Origin of the sequence: Pseudomonas sp. S49 (assembly GCF_009866785.1) — a bacterium.
Lineage (GTDB): Bacteria > Pseudomonadota > Gammaproteobacteria > Pseudomonadales > Pseudomonadaceae > Aquipseudomonas.
Genome location: NZ_CP019432.1, coordinates 1,403,751 through 1,423,841 on the forward strand (window position 1 = coordinate 1,403,751; position 20,091 = coordinate 1,423,841).

Sequence of the window (20,091 nt, forward strand, 5' to 3'; positions counted from 1 at the left end):
GGACTATAACAATGGCTCTCAGTAAAGAAGTGCCGGAGTTTGACATCGACGATGAGGTTCTCCTTATGGAGACCGGCATCGATTCGGATTCGATGTCGAATGATGAAGGGGCTGCTTCACCTTCCGTTCGTTCCAAATCCAAACACTCCGCTTCACTTAAACAACATAAGTACATCGATTACACGCGGGCACTTGATGCCACGCAGTTGTATCTCAACGAAATCGGCTTTTCCCCATTGCTCTCCCCGGAGGAAGAAGTTCATTTTGCGCGCTTGTCGCAAAGTGGCGATCCGGCCGGGCGCAAGCGCATGATTGAAAGTAACCTGCGGCTGGTGGTCAAAATCGCCCGGCGTTACGTCAATCGGGGGCTGTCGCTGCTGGATCTGATCGAAGAGGGCAACCTCGGACTGATCCGGGCGGTGGAAAAGTTCGATCCCGAGCGCGGCTTCCGCTTCTCGACCTACGCGACCTGGTGGATTCGTCAGACCATCGAGCGCGCGATCATGAATCAGACCCGGACCATCCGGTTGCCGATTCATGTGGTCAAGGAACTCAACGTGTACCTGCGGGCTGCACGGGAGCTGACGCAAAAGCTCGACCACGAACCTTCACCCGAAGAGATCGCCAACCTGCTGGAAAAACCGGTGGGCGAGGTCAAGCGCATGCTTGGTCTGAACGAGCGGGTTTCTTCGGTCGACGTCTCGCTGGGTCCGGATTCGGATAAAACCCTGCTGGACACCCTCACCGATGATCGTCCGACTGATCCTTGTGAACTGCTGCAGGATGACGACCTGTCGCAGAGCATCGATCAATGGCTGTCTGAGCTGACCGACAAGCAGCGCGAAGTGGTTGTACGCCGCTTCGGCCTGCGCGGTCACGAAAGCAGCACGCTGGAAGATGTTGGCCTGGAGATCGGCCTGACCCGGGAGCGGGTGCGGCAGATCCAGGTGGAAGGCCTCAAGCGCCTTCGGGAAATCCTGGAGAAGAACGGCCTGTCGAGCGAGTCGCTGTTCCAGTAAGCGCCTCAAACGCCCGCCCGCAAAAGCCCCGACTGGTTCGGGGTTTTTTGTTGGCCTGGATTTAATGGTCATTTCGCAAGCCTTTTTCATTGTCAGACGTACGGTTGGCATTTCCATCGTTTGTAGTCTCGCGGTGTAAGCCTTGGCTTACTCTCTCGTAAGTGTTCCCTATTTTTACAAGACGGCAGACGTCGATTACTTTCAGTGCTGAGATTTAACTATTTGTTTTATATGCTTATTTTTTAATGTGAAGTGCTTATTACAGCGCTCTTCCGCTCCGAGGGCCGATTGCTCTCGGCAGGGAACTCTTTAGTATCTGGGGTGTGTCGACGGACAGACACGCCCTTCAAGGATGAGGGGAACGGACATCGCAGGACGCGATTCATCAGGACGATGAAAAGGAATACAGGGAATAGGGAAAAAATGTGGGCGGGTCATACCGCCCCTTTTTTTGTCTGCAGAAAAGCAAAAAGGCCCGCAAGGGGCCTTTTATTCGAGCGCGTGACAGATCAGCGTTCGAGGTCTTTGATCTTGCCTTTGACGCCATCCCACTCTTCGGCATCCGGCAGCGATTCTTTCTTCTCGGTGATGTTCGGCCAGATTTCAGCCAGCTCAACGTTGAGTTGAATGAATTCCTGCATCTCTTCCGGAACTTCGTCCTCGGAGAAAATGGCTACGGCCGGGCATTCCGGTTCGCACAGGGCGCAATCGATGCACTCATCCGGGTGAATCACCAGGAAGTTCGGGCCTTCGTAAAAGCAGTCCACCGGACAGACTTCTACGCAGTCGGTGTACTTGCACTTGATGCAGTTGTCGGTGACGACGAAGGTCATTTCTAATTTTCTCCTCAGGCGGCGGCAGCGTTGCCCCTTCACGGTTGGGGTCGCCAGGTTCGGGAGCGATACCTGCTGGCCAGGCTATTAGCCAGCAGCATCCCAAACCGCGCGAGATTCTAACAGCTTGAAGCCGTTTGCGTTATATCCGCTTCTTCAGTACTTATATCCGGTTCTTCAGTGCATAGAGCATTTCGAGTGCACGACGCGGGGTCATGTCATCGATATCCAGCTTGGCCAGCTCATCCAGTACCGGATGCGGCAGGCTGGCGAACATGTCGCTCTGCTGCGGTGTTGCTGGTTTGCCCTTGGCAGCCGGCTTCGGCGTCTCGTGGGGCAACGCAGTGTCTTCCAGTCGGCTCAGGTGTTCGCGTGCACGCACGATCACTTCGCTCGGCACACCGGCCAGTTGCGCCACTGCCAGACCGTAACTCTGGCTGGCCGGCCCTGGCAGCACGTGGTGCAGGAACACGATGCGTTCATTGTGCTCTGTAGCATTGAGATGCACGTTGGCCACTAGTGGCTCGGCTTCTGGCAATACGGTCAATTCAAAGTAGTGCGTGGCGAACAGAGTATAGGCACGCAGATGGGCCAAACGCTCGGCCGCGGCCCATGCCAGCGACAGACCGTCGAAGGTGCTGGTGCCGCGACCGACTTCGTCCATCAGCACCAGACTGCGCTCGGTGGCGTTGTGCAGGATGTTGGCGGTTTCGCTCATCTCGACCATGAAGGTCGAACGGCCACCGGCCAGGTCATCGCTGGAGCCGATTCGGGTGAAGATACGGTCGACCAGCGACAGTTCGCAACTGGCCGCCGGTACGAAGCTGCCGATATGCGCCAGCAGCACGATCAACGCGGTTTGACGCATGTAGGTGGATTTACCGCCCATGTTCGGGCCGGTGATCACCAGCATGCGCGTGTTGTCGTCCAGGCTCAGGTCGTTGGCCACGAACGGCGTGGTCAGCACTTGCTCAACCACCGGGTGACGACCCTGGGTAATACGCATGCACGGCTCACTGACAAAGCGCGGGCAGTTCAGGTCGAGGTTCAGCGCACGCTCGGCGAGGTTGCTCAACACGTCGAGTTCGGCCAGCGCGCCGGCGGTGTCCTGCAGCGGTGGCAACTGGCTGATGAGGTCTTCCAGCAGTGCCTCGTAGAGCATTTTCTCGCGGGCGAGGGCACGGCTCTTGGCCGACAGTGCCTTGTCTTCGAATTCTTTCAGCTCAGGCGTGATGAAACGCTCGGCCCCTTTGAGGGTTTGCCGACGGATGTAGTCCGCCGGCGCCGACTCGGCCTGTTTGCTCGGCAACTCGATGAAGTAGCCATGAATGCGGTTGTAGCCGACTTTCAAGTGGCTCAGGCCAGTGCGGGCTTTCTCGCGGGCTTCGAGATCGATGAGGAACTGGCCGGCGTTTTCGCTCAGCGATTGCAGCTCGTCGAGTTCGCTGTCATAGCCGGTTTTCAACACGCCACCGTCGCGGATCACCGCTGGCGGGTTATCGATAATGGCTTTTTCCAGCAGTGCCGCCAGTTCCGGGTAAGTGCTGGTGGTGGTCGCCAGACCTTGCAGGTGCGGCGCTTCCAGATCGGTCATCGCCACTTGCAGTTCAGGCAGGGCGCCAAGGGCGTCACGCAGCCGTGCGAGGTCACGAGGACGGGCATTGCGCAGGCCGATCCGCGCGAGAATGCGCTCGATGTCGCCGATTTCCTTGAGCTGCGGTTGCAGCTTTTCGAAACGGTAGCGATCGAGCAGGCAAGTGATCGAGGTCTGTCGCGCCAGCAGCACGGTCAGATCGCGCAACGGGCGATTCAGCCAGCGAGTCAGCAAACGGCTGCCCATTGCGGTCTGGCAGCGATCGACCACCGATTGCAGGGTGTTGTCGCGGCCACCGGCCAGGTTGGTGTCAAGTTCAAGATTGCGGCGGCTCGCGCCGTCGAGTACCACCGTGTCGTCGAGTCGTTCGTGACGCAAACTGCGCAAGTGGGGCAGGGCGGTGCGCTGGGTTTCCTTGGCGTAGGCCAACAGGCAACCGGCGGCGCCGATGGCCAGGGTCAGGTTCTCGCAGCCAAAGCCCTTCAGGTCTTGGGTGGAGAATTGCTGGCAAAGGCTTTTCAGTGCTGAGTCGCGCTCGAAATCCCACGGCGCACGGCGACTGACGCCACGGCGTTTTTCCGCAGGAAGATCCCTCGGCCAATCGTCCGGGATCAGCAATTCCACCGGGTTGATCCGCTCCAGTTCCGCCAGCAGATTTTCCCAGCCTTTGATTTCCGACACGCTGAAACTGCCGCTGGTGATGTCCAGCACGGCCAGACCGAACAGACGCTCGTCACCCAGCAGCGCAGCGATCAGGTTGTCGCGGCGCTCATCGAGCAGCGCCTCATCACTGACCGTGCCCGGCGTGAGGATCCGTACGACCTGACGCTCCACCGGGCCTTTGCTGGTCGCCGGGTCGCCGACCTGTTCGCAGATCACCACCGACTCGCCAAGCTTGACCAGTTTTGCCAGATAGCCTTCCGCCGCATGGTAAGGAATGCCACACATCGGAATCGCCTGCCCCGCCGACTGCCCACGCGCGGTCAGGGTGATGTCGAGCAACTTGGCCGCCTTCTTCGCGTCTTCGTAGAAGATCTCGTAGAAGTCGCCCATGCGGTAGAACATCAGCTGATCCGGGTGCTGATTCTTCAGGCGCCAGTACTGCTGCATCATCGGGGTGTGGGAGGACAGGTCTGAAATGGCTTTATTCATCAGGGGTTTAGCTATACCGGAAAAAGTGACAAGACAAAAAACGGGGTCGTTCGCATCTACGAAATGGCGAGTGTTTGCCAGCGATGCGGCCCGAGGGTTGATTCAGTGGGGCTGAGTATGAAGTTTTTTTGAGGTGGATGCAGCAACCCGCCGCCGCTCGGGTTGGCATTGTGTCCTATAGTGCCGAAAAGCTATCGAATGATCGGAGTTCGTGGGTTGAAGGTCAGTTGAGGAAGCAGCGTGGAACAGTCTGAAGGCATTGGCTCAGGATCGACACCGAGCGATTGCTACTACGATGCAGAAAAAATGTCCCTCACTCGGGCGCAGCGATCAGTCTGTCTGGGCAGCAATGAAAGTGATCTGTTGTTGGCATTGATCGCCGGAGTTACCGATAAGGAACAGCTCATCTCGCGGGTCTGGGGTGAGCGCGGGCTGGTGATTTCCGACAGCAGTTACTACAAGACCCTGCACTTGCTTCGCGCGCACCTCGCTGACGTCGGTTTGCCACGGGACAGTCTCAAGACCTTGCCGCGCCGAGGCGTGGTGCTGTTGTGTGAAATCAGGCTGGTCAGCGCTACTGTCGCCGAGATTGAATCCCCGCCTGCGCCAGTAGCCTCTGATGAGCAGGCTTGCATTACCGTTACGAAGTCGTCGCGCCGCTACTGGCGCTTCCTTCTGTACGTAGTCGTTGCGTCGGCAATTGCACTTCCACTGTTTTACGCTTACTTGATCTTTAAGAAGCCCGCCGATCTGGAAGAGTGGAAACTCGTCTGGCGGGAAGGCGATGCGAAGTTATATGTGGAAGAAAGTGAAAGGATGTCCAAGGACGAAATTGTAAAAGCGCTCAGCGAATTCGAACCGCTCATTGTGTTGTCCGATACGAATTTCTATGTGCGAAAGCCGCTCTCCCAGTTGTTGATCAAGTGCGTAAAACCTGAAAGTAAGGGGGAGGCCATATGCGTGAATTATCAGCTCGTTGGAAAAAAATAATCGCACTCTCGGCTATCTCATCGGTGTTGATTTTCGGTGTATTGGTTGTTCGGTATTTCTATTTGATCAATCGCGACATTCCGCGTGCACCGTGTTTTGCTTCCATCGATTTTGTGCATACCCATGATCACAAAGTTCGCTGGCATGGCGTCGGTGATATGACGATCGACCCGAAAGAAGGCGCCCTTTATGTTTATTACCTGGTGAAAACACCAGAGGGCAAAGTCTATACCTATGATCGAAAGTTCAACATTGTCCTCACTCATCTTGACACTTCCAGGTTCTTGTTCAAGACGCGATCGGTTGTAAAGTTTGACGCCGATACTGCAGAAGATGAACTGCCGTTCATGGAAAGAGGCTTTCAAGGCGGAATGGTGACGTTTAATTACTTCTCTGATGCCGATTACTACTACAACATCAATAACCTGATCAACGGCGTCTGCCACGTCCCGCGTTAGCGAAAAACCCGCTGGCGCAAGGCCCCGGAGTGACTAAGTAAGACTGAGTAAGATGCCAGTAAGGCCGTGATGGTCCTGCGTTGTTAATGTGATTCGAGTCAGGCCAATAGCCTCTGCGACTGTAACGGAGAGTCAGCGCAGTGCGGCTGTTGTTATTGCCTGCAAGCATTCGACGACGTTTAGGATATTGAGGGGGGCTTTATAAATGCTCTGGTTTTGCGTGCGTAATCATCATGGGGTTCAGGCTCCGGCATGGAAACGATCCATTGCTATTAATAAAGAGGGCACTGTATTCGTTGCAGCAGCGATTGCTGGAAAAGAAAAAGACGTGAGTATTTCCACATTATCTGATCGCACGCCGGTGTTGCTGTGTTTTGATCATGTTTACGTACCCGTGGCGTGGCTGGTCAAACACTTTCCAATATGTAAGGCGCTCTGTCGCGATATGGTGTCGGCAGCCTTGTTCGGCCTACAGAGAATATTGAGATGCCGTGATGCCTGGAGTCGCGTCAGCTATTTCTGCAACCGTTCGGGTGAGAATAGTTACTTGGGGTATGTCTCATGAGGCCAAGTCTGTTTTGCAGTCTGTCTCTGGCCGTCAGTTGCGTTTTAATCATTGATCGTTCATTCGCCGACGCGCGTCAAAGTTGCGCGCCGCGCCGTGCTGAACTTGTCCGACAAATAGAGCGCGCCAACGCAGCGGATAATGTTTATCGCAAGGCCGGCCTGGAGCAGGCGCTGGCCAATGTCGAGCGTTACTGTCGCGAACCGTCGGTAGAGGATGACCACGAAAAAGCCATCCAGAAAGCCGAAGCTGAAATTCGGCGCAGACAAAACCATCTGAAAGCGGCGCGTCAGTACGGTGATGTGAAAGTCATCAAGAAGCAAGAAGCCAGGCTCGAACGGGCCCAGGCAAAACTGCAACGGCTTGTGAATGAGTAAGCGCCAGTTCGGCTGTGAACCAACCTCTGTATCAGTGACCACCGGAAATTCGATGATGAAAAACGCACTTGTCTTTGCTTCACTCTTTACCTCTGCCATTTTGCTCTCCGGTTGCACCGCCACCGATTGGGTACACGCTGCTGGTGGAATCCTCGGCGCCAAAGACGACTACGACAAAAAAGCCCGAAACGATCGGCTCAAGCGAGCGAATGCGGCGGCACGTCGAACCAAATACTGATTTATGCATAAGTTATGCAAATCAGCATTTGTCTTCGCGTGTAACTTCAAGCACTATGCGCGTTATGCAAAAACGCAACGTAGCCTCCGTCTTAAGAGCACTGCTCGACCAGCACGGGATCTCCCCCACGGAGCTCCACCGTCGCACCGGCGTGCCTCAATCCACTCTCTCGCGGATTCTCAGCGGGAAGATCGTCGATCCCTCGGATAAACACATTTCGAAGATCGCCGAGTACTTCGCCGTGAGCACCGATCAATTGCGCGGGCGCGCAGATGTCGCCCCGTCGGCCGGTGCCGCGCGCGATGACGTACACGCGGAACTCAAGGACATAATGCTGTGGGACGACGATACGCCTGTCGATGATGACGAAGTATCGGTGCCGTTCCTTCGCGAGGTTGAATTGGCTGCTGGATCAGGAAGATTCGTCATCGAAGAGAGCGAGCGCTCTAGCCTGCGCTTCGGCAAGCGCAGCCTGCGTCATAACGGTGTGCAGTTCGACCAGGCCAAATGCGTGACCGTACGTGGCAACAGCATGTTGCCGGTGTTGCGTGATGGCGCCACCGTCGGTGTGAATGCGGGCAAGTGCGGCATCGGTGACATCATTGATGGCGACCTGTACGCGATCAATCACAACGGCCAGTTACGCGTAAAGCAGCTTTACCGCTTGCCTACCGGCATTCGTCTGCGCAGCTTCAATCGCGATGAACATCCGGACGAGGACTACAGCTTCCAGGAAATCCAGGAAGAGCAGATTGTCATCCTCGGTCATGTCTTCTGGTGGGGCATGTACGCCCGCTAACCCGACCCTCTCCAGAAAAACCCGTCCATTGGCGGGTTTTTTTTCGCCTGAATGAAACCGTCAAGCCCTTGAGTTGAGGGGCTTTCATGCATTTCAGCATTTCTTGCGCATAAATAAATGCATTTACGCATTGACTGTATATGCATACATGCATATTCTTGCCACCAAGCCGCTCGACAAAGCGGCTGGCAAGAAAGCTCTTTAGTTCCAAAAGAACAGGCAGCGATGAACCGGCCTCAACGGTTCAGAGGGTTGGCAACTGACCCGGGTGTGCAGCGTAAAGCACCAGAAGCAGTTATCCGGCGGGCAGGGACCGCGGTCGGAAAAACAATTTGAATGGACTCGTACCGCGCCAGTAGCGCCGAAAAGTCAGCTTCCTTCTTGAACACAGGATTTGAAGGAAGGCGAAGGAGCGCATTACTGAAAAGCCCGGTGCATCACCGGGCTTTTTGGAATGCCTTTATGACCGCGTTACCCATTCACCGAATCAAAAAGCGAAGGAGTATCAAATGAACCTTTATGCACTGATTGAGTACGGCAAAGTCAGTCAACTGAAAGAAAGCGAAGCCGAGCCACCTTTTGTATCGGCAATGACTGTCTGGGTCGATGTGACAGGAAATACGGAAGTGCGGGTTGGCTGGAAGGCAACACTCAATGGCGTCTGGACGTTTACTGCGCCATCCGAGCAAGACTTGCGCAATGACGCTCAGGAAAAGAAATGGCAGTTGCTGAATGGGGCCACGATGTGGCTGATGCTCAACTCTCTGCAATTCAAGGCGGATCTTGACGTAGCAGACCCGCAGGAGCAGGCGTTGCTACTTCTGCACAAACAGTACTGCATTGCTCTCAGCGATATCGATAAGCAAGCAGGTTACCCGGTGACCATTGATTGGCCAACCGTACCGTACTGACAAGAGCACATTGCCGGTCGCTCCGCTGATAGCAGTTTAAGTGCCTGCCTGAACTCGCAGATGTTTAAATCAAGGTAAGTACTGATTTAAAAATACATAAGGAAGTAACAATGAACCGTTATGCTCTTATTGAGACGGTGTATCAACAAAACTATTACGTCGTCACGCAACTAGTGGATGCGGATGATTTTCCTCCCTTCCCTGGAAATGGCGGGGGAAGCTGGATTGATACCGCGGGACTCGCGGTTCAAGTGGGTTGGCTGGCTCAATTTCAGACGTTTCAGTGGGTCTTTACCGAGCCGGACTACGAGGCTTACGTGCGACTTGCCACGGCCCGAATGAGCGAGCGTTTTGACAAAGCCATTCACTGGCTTACCTTTAATCCACTGCAATACAAAAAAGATATCGGTACTGCCACGCCTGACGATGAAGCTGCACTGCTTTCTTACAAGCAGTACTTTGTCGCCGTCAGCGAAGTAAAAAACCAGTCTGGTTATCCATCAATCATCAACTGGCCAATCGCGCCATTCTGAAAAATAAAAGGCTCGGTGAATTGCCGGCTTTCTTACATGTTCATTTACTCGCCGCACTTATTTCGACCGGATGAGTTGAAAGTCGAGAAGTGCCGAATCACGCATGTTGTTAATACAAACAAGGAATTAACATGAATCGTTACGTATTCATTGAGATGAGTAATCAGTACCCGTTTTCCCGGGTTGCGGAGATTATCGAGTCTGAAGAAACACCGCTCACTCCTCCTCAGGGGATCTCGGGCAGTTGGTACCAGGTTGCAACGGACACCATCGTTCAAGTGGGCTGGAAGGCTACGTACGCGGCAACTGGCTGGGTCTACTCGGAGCCAACGTATCAGGACTATGCCGATCTCGTCTTGACGCGTATTCGTCAGCGCATCGGTGCTGCGTCCAGCTGGCTTGATCTCAATCCCGTGCATTACAAGGTCAATCTAGGTGTCGCCACGCCAGAAGAAGAGGCCGCCTGGACTTCTTACCAGCAGTACTACATCGCTGTCACCGCTGTGAAAAATCAACCGGACTACCCGTTCACGATCGACTGGCCGGTAGCGCCCTTCTGATTACGTAGCGCCTGTCAGACGAAACCGAGAGTGCATTACTGAAAAGCCTGGCCCAAGCGCCGGGCTTTTTGGAATGCCTACCTGAAGAGACATCGCTTGAGCCCAACACACATCACTCATCAATCACCTACGGAGGCGTGAAATGACAAACGAGCAACAAGCGTTGGCAGACATGCCTATCTGGCTGGTCATCCTCCTTGCCGTCGTCGGCGGGGTGTCCGGCGAAATGTGGCGCGCCGACAAGGAGGGCGCTCGTGGCTGGCCGCTGTTACGGCGTCTGGCCCTGCGCTCCGGCGCCTGCATGATCTGCGGCGTGTCGGCGATCATGCTGCTGTATGCCGCCGGCATGTCGATCTGGGCTGCCGGCGCGTTCGGTTGCCTCACCGCAATGGCCGGGGCCGACGTGGCCATCGGTCTGTACGAGCGCTGGGCGGCCAAGCGCATCGGCGTCTGCGAAGTCCCGCCGCGCGATTCGCCGACCGATCCATGATTCCCGCAAAGAGAAACGCTGAATATGAATGACGAAGATCTGGCCGCAATCAATCGATTGGTTGCGGCGCTGCAAATCCAGTCCGACAGTCAGACGGCATTGAGTGCCTCCATTCGATTGTTGGCGCAAAGCAATCAGGCACTGGTCGATTTGATAAAGAGCCGAGAACCGGATCCCAACGCACCGCCCTATCTGGACGGTACACCTGCACCCTGACTGAACGCCGCTCGCAACGCCGAGACAGGTCCATCCGAGTAATACCCTCAACCCCGCTATTGCGGGTTTTTTGTTCAATGGAGAACGCCAGATGTCGATTCTTACCCAAGGTACTCAAATTTTCGCCCTTGTTCCGCCAGCCGCAGGCACCGGCCCTTACACCGTACTGGAAATCGAGCACGCTACTTCGTTCGATCCGGGCGGTGCCCCTGCAGAACAGATTGAAGACACCAGTCTCAACGCTGAAGAGCGCACCTATAAAAAAGGTCTGCGCACACCTGGTACCGCCAGCCTCGGCCTCAACGCCGACCCGACCAACGCCAGCCATATCCGTCTGCATCAATTGTCGGAAGCCGACGGTGATACCGGCATCAAATGGGTTGTGGGCTGGTCTGACGGCAAAGGTGTTGCGCCAACGGTGAATGCTCAGGGCAATGACTTCGAATTGCCAGCCACCCGTACCTGGTTCGCCTTCGACGGTTATGTGTCGGACTTCCCGTTCAACTTTGCACTCAATGCCGTCGTCACCACTACCGTCACTATTCAGCGTACCGGTGGGTCCGCCTGGATCAAGAAAGCCTGAGATCAGCCATGAACCTCAAACAACTGAAAGCCAAGGGCGGCATCGTCGACGGTCAGCCGATCAAAAAAGAAGTGAGTTGGACTCATCTCGATAGTCAATCGGGCAAGGAAGTCACTGACACTTTCACGTTGCACATTCGCCGACAGTCGTTCGGCGTGATTGAGCGACTGTTCGCCCAAGGTGAAAACGAACAGAGCCGGAACGCGAGTTACATTGCGGCGTCGGTCTCGTTGGGAGCCGAAGGCGCGGAAGCACTTTCCTACGACGACGCCTATAACCTCGAACCTTCGTTAGGGTTTCTGTTGCTCAACGCAGTCAATGAGGTGAATGGCACAGGCGGTAGCGCAGTAAAAAACTGACTGCCGCCGATGAGTTCTGGCACGAATTGGTGCTGAACGGAGTCGGCGGCCGCACGATTGCCGAAGCCAAGGAACGTATGACCTACCAGGAAGCCCTGGCATGGGGTCGATACATTGATCGATATGGATCGCTTCATACCGGTAGGCGGCTGGAAGCGGGTAGCGCAATGGTTGCGCTACAGACTCACCGGCTGGGCGGCGGTCTGGCGGAACTGCTGGACTTCATGCCTCATGAGCAGCGTCAGGGGCTTTCCCTCGAGCGTGCGATTGAGCAATGGCAATAGCCAGAAATTTATATGACCCGTTTCGGCGGGTTTTTTCATAGCCCGGAGAAACGCACATGGCAGTTACTTCCTCTGCAGGTTTGACGCCGAACCTCGACGGCCTTGAACAAGCCTGGACTCAGGCGTCACGTATCACCGAACAAAAGCTGCGTCAGATGCAAAAGCAGATCGAGGATGCCGCAAAGAAAATCGGCGTAACGCTGCATGCGTCGGCCAACTCGATTGCGCAAGCGAACATCGCTACTTACGTCGACGTTCAGGAGCAAGCCAGTCAGCAAGTCAACTATTCAAACGACTTCGACAAGTTGCGGCGCGATGGCTCGCTGGCTGCCGCACTCGTTGGAATGGGCTCACGAGAAAGTGATCGTGCGAAAGCGTTGAGTGAAATCGACCAGAAATATGCAGTCTCGCGAAAAGCGCTGGATACTCCTGTGTCTGGAGGTGTTGCGCCTCAAGACAGCGCCGACTACGGCACTCGACTGGCGGCGTTGAAGTCCGAGCACGACTCAATGACTCTTCAGGTTCAAAGCAACTATGAGTCGATGACCGAGGCTCAGGGCAATTGGATCAACGGGGCCACTTCGGCCTGGGATGATTACCTGACCAGCTCCAACAATGTTGCAGCTAAATCCAAGGCAGTGTTTACCAATGCGTTCAACACCATGGGCGATGCGGTTTCGACATTTGCGCTGACAGGCAAGTTTTCGTTTTCCGATTTTGCCAAATCGGTGCTTGGAGACATGGCCAAGCTGGCCGCTCAAACAGCGATGTCCAAAGGTCTGAGTTCGTTGTTCGGTCTGGTCGGAACGGCGGCGACGTCGCTGTTTGGTGGTGGCAGCGCACCTGGGGTGACGACCGCCAGAGTAGGGGCGGACACCACCATCTTCAACCCGGCTTTATCGCTTGGGTCGGATTTCAGATACACCGGATTCGCCAAGGGTGGTGCCTTTACAAGCGGCGTTGCTACGGGGCCGATCCTGGCGCCGATGGCCATGTTTGGCGAAGCAGGACCGGAAGCCATCATGCCGCTCAGCCGCGGTTCCGATGGTTCCCTCGGCGTGCAAGTGCAGGGTGGTGCGCTGGGCAGTACCAGCAGCCATCAAGTGGTGATTCAGCAAACAATCAATGTGGGTGACAGTTCAGGTGGTGGCGCAGCGGGCGACATTAATTCGCAAACCGTCGCCAAGGCCTACGCCGGTGCAGCCAAACAGGGCGCCGCCGAACAGATTGCTCGTGACCTTAAACCGGGTGGGCAGATCTGGTCCGCCATCAACGGCCGCTGACGATCAGCGGCTGCAATCACTCACGCCCGGAGAAAACATGAGCACGGAAACATTCAGCTGGCTTCCAAAAGTAGAGCCTGTCGGCAATGTCGAGTTTCGCCTCAAGTCGGCGAAGTTTGGTGACGGCTATCAACAAGTGGCCGCAGACGGTATCAACAACAAATCACAATCCTGGCCGTTGACCTTCGTCGGTGACGAGGCGCGGATCAAATCCATTGTGCAGTTTCTTGATCGTCATGCTGGAGCCGCGCCTTTTTACTGGGCGGCACCGCTGAGCGAGCCGGCCCTCTATCGCTGCAAAGGTTATCAACCGACTCCGATGGGAGCAGGTCTCTTCACTTTGGTAGCCACCTTTGAGCAGGCATTTCACCCGTAAATCGGGATACGCCTGACGCGAAAACCACCCTGCCTTGTGCGGGGTTTTCTTTGCCCGGAGATTCAAATGTCCATTACTGCAGATATCCAGGCGCTGGAACCGGGCGCCTGGGTCGAGCTGTTTGAACTCGATGCCACCAGCCTCGGCGCCGAGCTATACCGCTTCCACGGCTATCCACAGCAAGCCTCGATCTTCTGGCAAGGCCTCGAGTATTCACCATGGCCCATTCAGGCCGAAGGCTTTGAAATGACCGGGCAGGCCACACAGCCGACTCCATCGCTTTCGGTCGGTAACGTCGGTGGTTTTATCACTGCTCTGGTGTTGTATTTCGATGATCTGGTCGGGGCGCGGCTGATCCGTCATCGCACGTTGGGCAAGTACCTCGATGGTCAGCCTGAAGCCGATCCCGAAGAAGAACTGCCTCCAGATGTCTGGTACATCGAGCGCAAGGTCAGTGAAGACAGTGAAGTGGTGAAGTTCGAACTCGCCAGTGCACTGGACTTCAATGGCGTACAACTGCCGCGTCGACAAATCGTTGCCAATGTCTGCTGGTGGCTCAGTTGTGGCGGTTATCGCGGTCCGTACTGCGGCTACAACGGCGGTCCTGTGGCGGATGCCAATGACGTGATCGTCAGCGATGCGGCCAAGGACAAGTGCGGTGGACGCCTGAGCAGCTGCAAGCTGCGTTTTGGCGAAAACAATCCACTGCCATACGGCTCGTTTCCGGCCGCAGGTCTGATTCGGAGCTGATCATGAACAAGACCACGCTGGCCGCCATCGAGCGTCATGCCATTGCGCAGTATCCCGACGAATGCTGCGGTTTGCTGATTCGCGACGGACGCAGACAACGTTATGTGCCGTGCCGCAATACTGCGACGACGCCCAGTGAGCACTTTCGTCTGGCACCACAAGACTACGCAGCGGCCGAGGAGTGCGGCGAGATCATCGCCGTCGTTCACAGCCATCCTGATTATCCCGCGACGGCCAGTGAGGCAGACCGGGTCTCTTGTGAAGCCTCTGGGTTACCGTGGCACATTCTCGAAGTGCGCAAGGATGATGAAGGGCAAGTTCACAAGGGTGAACTGGTCACCATCACACCCAGTGGATATCTGGCGCCCTTGATTGGGCGCGCATTCGTCCACGGTGTACATGATTGCCTGAGCATCATTCTTGACTATTACCGAAGGGAAATGGGTATCGAACTCGGTGACTATGACCGCGAGGACGGCTGGTGGGACAAGGGCGCAAATCTCTATCTGGAGAACCTGCCCGCCGCTGGTTTTGAACAGGTCAGCCAATTGCAGCAGGGCGATATCGTGCTGATGCAAATTCGTTCGCCGGTGCCCAACCATGCCGCCATTTATCTTGAAGATGGCGTACTCAAGACTGATCCCGATCGCTTCCCCGCGCCGGGTTCAATCCTGCATCACCTTTATGGGCGAGACAGCCGGCGCGATACCTATGGCGGATACTGGACAGAAGTGACAGTGAGCTGTTGGCGGCATCAATCGAAAATTTCGCATCACCAGCCCCCTGACTCAATGACTGAAACCTGACTGGAGGTCTTCTCCTGGAGCTGTGAAATGCATCAGCAAAAACTTAGGACTATTCGCCTTTATGGCACCTTGGGTGCCAGCTTTGGTCGCGTGCACCGGCTGGCTGTGAACAACGCCGCGGAAGCCATTCATGCCTTGTGCATTCTCGTTCCGGGATTTGAGCGCTTTCTGATGGAGTCCAGGGACCGGGGGCTTACGTACTCTGTTTTCCTGGGGCGCGACAACATTGGCCATGACCGGCTCAAAGCGCCAAGTGGCACGATGGATATTCGTATTGCGCCAGTGGTTATTGGCAGCAAGCGAGCGGGCTCATTGCAGACGGTTGTCGGGGTCGTATTGATCGCCGCAGCAACATTTTTCACCGGTGGTTTTGCAGGCATTGCCGCTGGCGGTACCTGGGGCGCAGTGGGGTCTGTAGGGATATCCATGGTGATTGGTGGCGTCATGCAGATGCTTTCTCCACAAGCCAAAGGCCTGGGCACCCAGGACGGTCCTGCCAACCGAGCCAGCTACAGTTTCAACGGCCCCACCAATACCAGTGCTCAAGGCAACCCTGTGGGTCTGCTTTACGGCCAGGCCATTGTCGGCAGCGCAGTGATCAGTGCCGGGATCTACGCGCAGGATCAACTGTAGCGAGCGGCTTTTTCACTGCCGGAGAAAACTATGGCAATGCAAACAGATCAACAAAAAATTCAGACGGTCCTGTTATCCGGATCCCTTGCACGATTGTTTGGGCGCAAGCATCGCGTGACAACTTCCGGCGGGTTTCGGGATGTCATGGGCTACTTCAAGCAATTCCCCGGTTTCGAAAGGTATATGAACGAAAGCGCTGGCAAAGGGCTCCGGTTTGCGCTGTTCAATGGTCGAGAAAATCTTTCGCAAGATGAACTGGGTAAGCCAACCGGCAAAGAGGTGCTGCGAATTGTGCCAGTCATCGCAGGGTCAAAGCGCGCAGGCTCACTGCAGACCATTGTCGGCAGCGTGATGATTGCCGCCGCTTTCGTTCTGTCATTTACGCCATTCGCCGGTGCTTCACCTTTTCTGTACCAAATGGGAACCGCCATGGTGATCGGTGGCGTTTTGCAAATGCTGTCCCCCCAAGCCAAAGGCCTGGGGGCTCAGGACAGCCCCGCCAATCGCGCCAGTTACAGCTTCAACGGCCCGGTCAACACCAGCGCCCAAGGTAACCCGGTCGGTCTGCTGTATGGCCAGTTGGTCGTCGGCAGTTCCGTGATCAGCGCTGGTATCTACGCGCAGGATCAACTCTAGCGTTCGATCTTTTATTGACGTCCACCCAACCCGCCCTGTGCGGGTTTTATTTCGCCTGAAGGAAAGCCATGACTGACCTCATTCTCGCTGGCAGCAAAGGTGGCGGCGCCAAGCCGCGCCCCTCCGTGGAGGCGCCAGACAGCCTGCAAAGCACGGCTTACGCTCGTATCCTCGATCTCGTCAGCGAAGGCGAGATTGTCGGTCTGAAAAATGATTCCCGCTCGGTGTTTCTGGATGAAACACCGCTGGCCAACGACGACGGCAGCCTGAACTTCAATGGTGTCACGCTGGATGTTCGTACCGGTAGCCAGGATCAGGCACATATCCCCGGTTTTCCCGCGGTGGAAAACGAGACGGTCGCAGCGGTCGAGCTGCGTAGTGATCAACCGTGGACCAAGGCCTTTACCAACCTGCAACTGTCGGCTGTGCGGATTCGTCTGGCGGTGGCGCGACTGGCGCAGACCAATACCAGCAACGGCGACACTAACGGTTATACAGTCAAATACGCGATCGATCTGGCCACCGATGGCGGTGCCTTCGTCGAGGTACTGGCGTCCGCGTTCAGTGGCAAAACCACCACCAAGTACGAGCGATCGCACCGCATCGATCTGCCCGCGGCCAAAAGCGGTTGGACCGTGCGAGTGCGCCGTTTGACCCCTAACTCCACCAGCGGCGCCATTGCCGACACCACCAGTGTCGAATCGAGTACGGAGGTAATTGACGCCAAGCTGCGCTATCCCGGCTCGGCGATCATCGGTTTGCAATTCGACGCCTCCCAGTTCCAGTCGATACCGTCGCGTTCCTTTGAATTGCTGGGACGGATCATTCGGGTGCCGAGCAACTACGACCCGCAGAGCCGCACGTACAACGGCATTTGGGACGGTACGTTCAAATCGGCCTGGACCGACAACCCGGCGTGGATTTACTACGACCTGCTGCTGCATCCGCGTTATGGCCTGGGCCATTTGCTCAATGCCGGTCAGGTCGATAAATGGGAGCTGTACCGCATCGGTCAGTATTGCGATCAGCCTGTCTCCGACGGAAAGGGCGGGACTGAACCGCGCTTCACCTGCAACCTGTATCTGTCGGTGCGTGCCGATGCCCTGAAGGTTTTGCAGGATCTGGCTACCACGTTTCGTGGCATGTCGTATTGGGGGGCGGGTTCGGTCATGGCGGTGGCCGACATGCCGGAAGACCCGGTGTACACCTACTCCAACGGCAACGTCATTGGCGGCAAGTTCGTCTATGGCGGGTCGGCGAAAAAGACCCGTTTCAGCGTGGCGCTGGTCAGTTGGAATGATCCGACGGACTTCTACCGGCAGAAGGTTCAATACGTCGATGATGCTGAGGGTGTCGCTCGCTATGGTGTACAGCAGACTGAGATCACCGCTACCGGTTGCACGTCTCAGGCCCAGGCCCAGCGCATCGGTAAATGGGCACTGCTGACCAATCGCCTGGAAACTGAAAGTGTCACTTTCTCCGTCGGTCTGGACGGGACGCTCGCGCGTCCGGGACAAATTATCCGCGTGGCTGACAACGATCGTGCCGGCAGACGGATTGGTGGCCGCCTGCGTGGTGCAACACTCGATACGCTGACCCTGGATGCCCACGTGACCGCCGAAGCTGGCGATACGCTCACCCTGGTCATGCCGACCGGTAAAGCCGTTTCCCGCGTGATCAAGTCAGTGAGCATCAGCGACCAGGCTCAACGTGTGATCCTGGCTCAGCCCTTGAGCGAGTTGCCACCGGCACAGTCGATGTGGGCCATTGATTCCGCTTCCCTGGCTGCACAGCAATTTCGCGTGTTGTCGATTGCTGAAGACTTCACCGACACTGAAATCAAGTACAGCATCAGTGCAGTCAAACATGTGCCGAGCAAGTACGGCGCGATCGACAACGGCTCCCGTATCGAACGCCCCCCTGTCACGGTCATACCGCCAGGCGTTCAGGCGCCACCGACTTCAGTCACGATCAGTAATAACCACTTCGTCGATCAGGGCAGTGCAGTCGGTGTGATGACCATCGAGTGGGCGCGCCCGGCCAACGCCATTGCATATGAAGTTTACTGGCGCAAGAACGACAGCGAATGGGTGTTTGCCGGTCGAACCGGTGGTTCGTCGATGGAGGTACGCGGCATTTATGCCGGGCGTTACGTGGCCAAAGTGCGAGCCATCAACGCGCTGGACATCGGTTCGATCTATGCGACTTCGGTGGAAACGCAACTGTCCGGGAAAACCACGCCACCGCCTTCAGTGACTTTCCTCAAGGCTGACAGCCTGCTGTTCGGTATCGGCCTGAAATGGGAGTTTCCGGCGGGCGCCGAGGACACACAGCGAACTGAAATCTGGTATGGGCCAACGGCAAACCTTGAGGCCGCTACCAAACTGGCCGACCTGGCGTATCCGCAAAGTGATTACACGATGCAGAGCCTGTTGGCAGGCACGTCGTTCTTCTTCTGGGCGAGACTGGTCGATCGTACGGGCAATATCGGGCCGTGGTATCCGACCGGTAATGGCGTGCTGGGGCAGGCCAGTTCGGAGGCTGGACCGATTCTTGACCTGCTCGCTGGCAAAGTTTCGCAGACGGAATTGGGCAAAGACCTGCTCACCGAGATCGAGAAAATTCCGGGATTGCAGAATCAGATTGATTCGCTGGATGAAGCTTACGACTCGGCCAAGACCTATGCGAAATACGCAATTGTTCGTCTTGGCGATCGTCTGTATCAGGCCAAAGGGCCAGTGCCGATCAACCTGCCGCCACCGAATGCCGAGTATTGGGTCGATGTAGGGCAAACGGTCGAGACTGCCACTGGACTGGTTCAACAAGTCGAGACCAACACCGCCGATATCAGCAAGATCGATGGCACGGTAACGGCGCAAGCCGCGGCATTCCAGGCGTTACGAGCATCCTCCCGGGACGACAACGGGGAAGGTGAACTGGCAGATGCCCTCAAAGGGTGGACCAGTACGGCAGCCATCGCTACGGAAAGCAGTGTCCGGGCTTCCCAGAACGAAGCCACTGCCCAACGCGTTTCTACACTGGAAACAAGCATTGGAGATAACGCGGCAAGTATCCAGTCGCTCGAGAAAGTTGTAACAACCAATAGCTCGGCCACGGCGACAAAGCTTGAACAGTTGAACGTGTCCGTTGGGCAAAACACTGCAGCCGTTCAGCAAGCCTCAAGTGCCATTGCCGATACCAATGGCAAGTTATCGACGATGTGGTCGGTGAAGATGGATACGACGGCGGGCGGCCAAAAATATGCTGCGTCGTTTGGTTTGGGGCTGCAGGTCGATCCTTCTGGTGTTTCGTCACAATTCGTCGTGCGCGCCGATACGTTTATGTTATTGAATCTGGCAAACGGAAAACCGGTATCGCCTTTTACCGTGACCGGCGGTCAAACCTTTATTAATGATGCCTTTATCCAAAATGGCTCGATTAATATGTTGAAAATTGGCGATAGCTTGCAGTCGGATAATTATTATCCGGGGACATCTGGGTGGAGGCTGACCAAATCCGGTGGCTTTGAAATAAACAGCAGCGTAGTCGGGCAGGGACGAGTCATCATGACTAACAGGTCGCTACGGGTGTTTGATGCCAATAATGTCAAGCGCGTACAACTTGGAGATCTGAGTGAATGAGCTTC

The 20,091-nt window shown here is 55.9% G+C and carries 23 protein-coding genes; 21 read left to right on the forward strand and 2 right to left on the reverse strand.

Annotated features, from left to right (window positions below):
- Positions 1–11: 11 nt before the first annotated feature.
- The gene (rpoS, locus tag PspS49_RS06045) at positions 12–1,019 is read left to right on the forward strand and encodes an RNA polymerase sigma factor RpoS (protein ID WP_160038514.1); all 1,008 of its coding nucleotides are present in this window, start codon (positions 12–14) and stop codon (positions 1,017–1,019) included.
- Positions 1,020–1,528: 509 nt separating this feature from the next.
- Here the strand turns inward: rpoS and fdxA are convergent.
- Both fdxA and mutS read right to left on the reverse strand, forming a co-directional pair.
- The gene (gene fdxA, locus PspS49_RS06050) at positions 1,529–1,852 is read right to left on the reverse strand and encodes a ferredoxin FdxA (protein WP_007908827.1); all 324 of its coding nucleotides are present in this window, start codon (positions 1,850–1,852) and stop codon (positions 1,529–1,531) included.
- Between the two features lie 163 nt (positions 1,853–2,015).
- Positions 2,016–4,586 carry a DNA mismatch repair protein MutS gene (gene mutS / locus PspS49_RS06055; protein ID WP_174245101.1) on the reverse strand — a complete coding sequence of 857 codons (2,571 nt, stop codon included), beginning with the start codon at positions 4,584–4,586 and terminating at the stop codon, positions 2,016–2,018.
- 252 nt (positions 4,587–4,838) lie between these two features.
- Between mutS and PspS49_RS06060 the strand changes: the two genes are divergently transcribed.
- The 20 genes from PspS49_RS06060 to PspS49_RS06155 all read left to right on the forward strand — a co-directional run bounded on the left by PspS49_RS06060 (position 4,839) and on the right by PspS49_RS06155 (position 20,086).
- The gene (locus PspS49_RS06060) at positions 4,839–5,588 is read left to right on the forward strand and encodes a DNA-binding protein (RefSeq protein WP_160038518.1); all 750 of its coding nucleotides are present in this window, start codon (positions 4,839–4,841) and stop codon (positions 5,586–5,588) included.
- Positions 5,555–6,046, forward strand: a complete 492-nt coding sequence (locus PspS49_RS06065) for a hypothetical protein (protein WP_160038520.1) — start codon at positions 5,555–5,557, stop codon at positions 6,044–6,046. The genes PspS49_RS06060 and PspS49_RS06065 overlap by 34 nt, the downstream gene beginning before the upstream one ends.
- 561 nt (positions 6,047–6,607) lie before the next feature.
- Positions 6,608–6,988, forward strand: coding sequence for a DUF1090 domain-containing protein (locus PspS49_RS06070; RefSeq protein WP_150774123.1), 381 nt, complete (start codon positions 6,608–6,610; stop codon positions 6,986–6,988).
- Positions 6,981–7,226 carry a hypothetical protein gene (locus PspS49_RS06075; protein ID WP_158013173.1) on the forward strand — a complete coding sequence of 82 codons (246 nt, stop codon included), beginning with the start codon at positions 6,981–6,983 and terminating at the stop codon, positions 7,224–7,226. The genes PspS49_RS06070 and PspS49_RS06075 overlap by 8 nt, the downstream gene beginning before the upstream one ends.
- Before the next feature lie 64 nt (positions 7,227–7,290).
- The gene (locus PspS49_RS06080; protein ID WP_007908821.1) at positions 7,291–8,025 is read left to right on the forward strand and encodes an XRE family transcriptional regulator; all 735 of its coding nucleotides are present in this window, start codon (positions 7,291–7,293) and stop codon (positions 8,023–8,025) included.
- A gap of 509 nt (positions 8,026–8,534) precedes the next feature.
- Entirely contained in the window at positions 8,535–8,936 is a 402-nt protein-coding gene (locus PspS49_RS06085; protein ID WP_150749432.1) for a tail fiber assembly protein, read from the forward strand.
- Between the two features lie 110 nt (positions 8,937–9,046).
- Entirely contained in the window at positions 9,047–9,469 is a 423-nt protein-coding gene (locus PspS49_RS06090) for a tail fiber assembly protein (protein WP_160038522.1), read from the forward strand.
- Positions 9,470–9,600: 131 nt separating this feature from the next.
- Positions 9,601–10,029 (forward strand): tail fiber assembly protein, encoded by a 429-nt coding sequence (locus PspS49_RS06095; protein ID WP_224790070.1) that lies wholly within the window; start codon positions 9,601–9,603, stop codon positions 10,027–10,029.
- A gap of 142 nt (positions 10,030–10,171) precedes the next feature.
- On the forward strand, positions 10,172–10,519 hold the full coding sequence (locus PspS49_RS06100; protein WP_127926031.1) for a phage holin family protein: 348 nt from the start codon (positions 10,172–10,174) through the stop codon (positions 10,517–10,519).
- Positions 10,520–10,543: 24 nt separating this feature from the next.
- Entirely contained in the window at positions 10,544–10,735 is a 192-nt protein-coding gene (locus PspS49_RS06105) for a hypothetical protein (protein WP_127926032.1), read from the forward strand.
- A 91-nt stretch (positions 10,736–10,826) separates the two neighbouring features.
- The gene (locus tag PspS49_RS06110) at positions 10,827–11,318 is read left to right on the forward strand and encodes a phage tail tube protein (protein ID WP_127926033.1); all 492 of its coding nucleotides are present in this window, start codon (positions 10,827–10,829) and stop codon (positions 11,316–11,318) included.
- Positions 11,319–11,326: 8 nt separating this feature from the next.
- The gene (locus PspS49_RS06115) at positions 11,327–11,677 is read left to right on the forward strand and encodes a phage tail assembly chaperone family protein, TAC (protein WP_127926034.1); all 351 of its coding nucleotides are present in this window, start codon (positions 11,327–11,329) and stop codon (positions 11,675–11,677) included.
- 29 nt (positions 11,678–11,706) lie between these two features.
- Positions 11,707–11,961 (forward strand): hypothetical protein, encoded by a 255-nt coding sequence (locus tag PspS49_RS06120; RefSeq protein WP_127926035.1) that lies wholly within the window; start codon positions 11,707–11,709, stop codon positions 11,959–11,961.
- Positions 11,962–12,041: 80 nt separating this feature from the next.
- Positions 12,042–13,244, forward strand: coding sequence for a phage tail tape measure protein (locus PspS49_RS06125; RefSeq protein ID WP_238786330.1), 1,203 nt, complete (start codon positions 12,042–12,044; stop codon positions 13,242–13,244).
- A 37-nt stretch (positions 13,245–13,281) separates the two neighbouring features.
- Positions 13,282–13,620 (forward strand): phage tail protein, encoded by a 339-nt coding sequence (locus tag PspS49_RS06130; protein ID WP_127926037.1) that lies wholly within the window; start codon positions 13,282–13,284, stop codon positions 13,618–13,620.
- 66 nt (positions 13,621–13,686) lie between these two features.
- Positions 13,687–14,370 (forward strand): phage minor tail protein L, encoded by a 684-nt coding sequence (locus tag PspS49_RS06135; protein WP_127926038.1) that lies wholly within the window; start codon positions 13,687–13,689, stop codon positions 14,368–14,370.
- Between the two features lie 2 nt (positions 14,371–14,372).
- Positions 14,373–15,176 carry a Mov34/MPN/PAD-1 family protein gene (locus tag PspS49_RS06140; protein ID WP_127926039.1) on the forward strand — a complete coding sequence of 268 codons (804 nt, stop codon included), beginning with the start codon at positions 14,373–14,375 and terminating at the stop codon, positions 15,174–15,176.
- A 27-nt stretch (positions 15,177–15,203) separates the two neighbouring features.
- Positions 15,204–15,809: a tail assembly protein gene (locus PspS49_RS06145; protein ID WP_127926040.1), complete on the forward strand. Its 606-nt coding sequence runs from the start codon at positions 15,204–15,206 to the stop codon at positions 15,807–15,809.
- Between the two features lie 30 nt (positions 15,810–15,839).
- Positions 15,840–16,445 carry a tail assembly protein gene (locus PspS49_RS06150; protein ID WP_127926041.1) on the forward strand — a complete coding sequence of 202 codons (606 nt, stop codon included), beginning with the start codon at positions 15,840–15,842 and terminating at the stop codon, positions 16,443–16,445.
- A gap of 68 nt (positions 16,446–16,513) precedes the next feature.
- The gene (locus PspS49_RS06155; RefSeq protein ID WP_160038524.1) at positions 16,514–20,086 is read left to right on the forward strand and encodes a phage tail protein; all 3,573 of its coding nucleotides are present in this window, start codon (positions 16,514–16,516) and stop codon (positions 20,084–20,086) included.
- Positions 20,087–20,091: the final 5 nt, after the last annotated feature.

Bases quoted from the DNA above. Each gene is read 5' to 3' on its own strand.
- PspS49_RS06110 (WP_127926033.1), top strand. From the start codon at position 10,827: ATGTCGATTCTTACCCAAGGTACTCAAATTTTCGCCCTTGTTCCGCCA.
- PspS49_RS06140 (WP_127926039.1), top strand. From the start codon at position 14,373: ATGAACAAGACCACGCTGGCCGCCATCGAGCGTCATGCCATTGCGCAG.
- PspS49_RS06115 (WP_127926034.1), top strand. From the start codon at position 11,327: ATGAACCTCAAACAACTGAAAGCCAAGGGCGGCATCGTCGACGGTCAG.
- PspS49_RS06155 (WP_160038524.1), top strand. From the start codon at position 16,514: ATGACTGACCTCATTCTCGCTGGCAGCAAAGGTGGCGGCGCCAAGCCG.
- PspS49_RS06090 (WP_160038522.1), top strand. From the start codon at position 9,047: ATGAACCGTTATGCTCTTATTGAGACGGTGTATCAACAAAACTATTAC.
- PspS49_RS06065 (WP_160038520.1), top strand. From the start codon at position 5,555: ATGCGTGAATTATCAGCTCGTTGGAAAAAAATAATCGCACTCTCGGCT.
- PspS49_RS06145 (WP_127926040.1), top strand. From the start codon at position 15,204: ATGCATCAGCAAAAACTTAGGACTATTCGCCTTTATGGCACCTTGGGT.
- PspS49_RS06150 (WP_127926041.1), top strand. From the start codon at position 15,840: ATGGCAATGCAAACAGATCAACAAAAAATTCAGACGGTCCTGTTATCC.
- PspS49_RS06075 (WP_158013173.1), top strand. From the start codon at position 6,981: ATGAGTAAGCGCCAGTTCGGCTGTGAACCAACCTCTGTATCAGTGACC.
- PspS49_RS06105 (WP_127926032.1), top strand. From the start codon at position 10,544: ATGAATGACGAAGATCTGGCCGCAATCAATCGATTGGTTGCGGCGCTG.
- PspS49_RS06100 (WP_127926031.1), top strand. From the start codon at position 10,172: ATGACAAACGAGCAACAAGCGTTGGCAGACATGCCTATCTGGCTGGTC.
- fdxA (WP_007908827.1), bottom strand. From the start codon at position 1,852: ATGACCTTCGTCGTCACCGACAACTGCATCAAGTGCAAGTACACCGAC.
- PspS49_RS06095 (WP_224790070.1), top strand. From the start codon at position 9,601: ATGAATCGTTACGTATTCATTGAGATGAGTAATCAGTACCCGTTTTCC.
- PspS49_RS06085 (WP_150749432.1), top strand. From the start codon at position 8,535: ATGAACCTTTATGCACTGATTGAGTACGGCAAAGTCAGTCAACTGAAA.
- rpoS (WP_160038514.1), top strand. From the start codon at position 12: ATGGCTCTCAGTAAAGAAGTGCCGGAGTTTGACATCGACGATGAGGTT.
- PspS49_RS06080 (WP_007908821.1), top strand. From the start codon at position 7,291: ATGCAAAAACGCAACGTAGCCTCCGTCTTAAGAGCACTGCTCGACCAG.
- PspS49_RS06130 (WP_127926037.1), top strand. From the start codon at position 13,282: ATGAGCACGGAAACATTCAGCTGGCTTCCAAAAGTAGAGCCTGTCGGC.
- PspS49_RS06135 (WP_127926038.1), top strand. From the start codon at position 13,687: ATGTCCATTACTGCAGATATCCAGGCGCTGGAACCGGGCGCCTGGGTC.
- PspS49_RS06070 (WP_150774123.1), top strand. From the start codon at position 6,608: ATGAGGCCAAGTCTGTTTTGCAGTCTGTCTCTGGCCGTCAGTTGCGTT.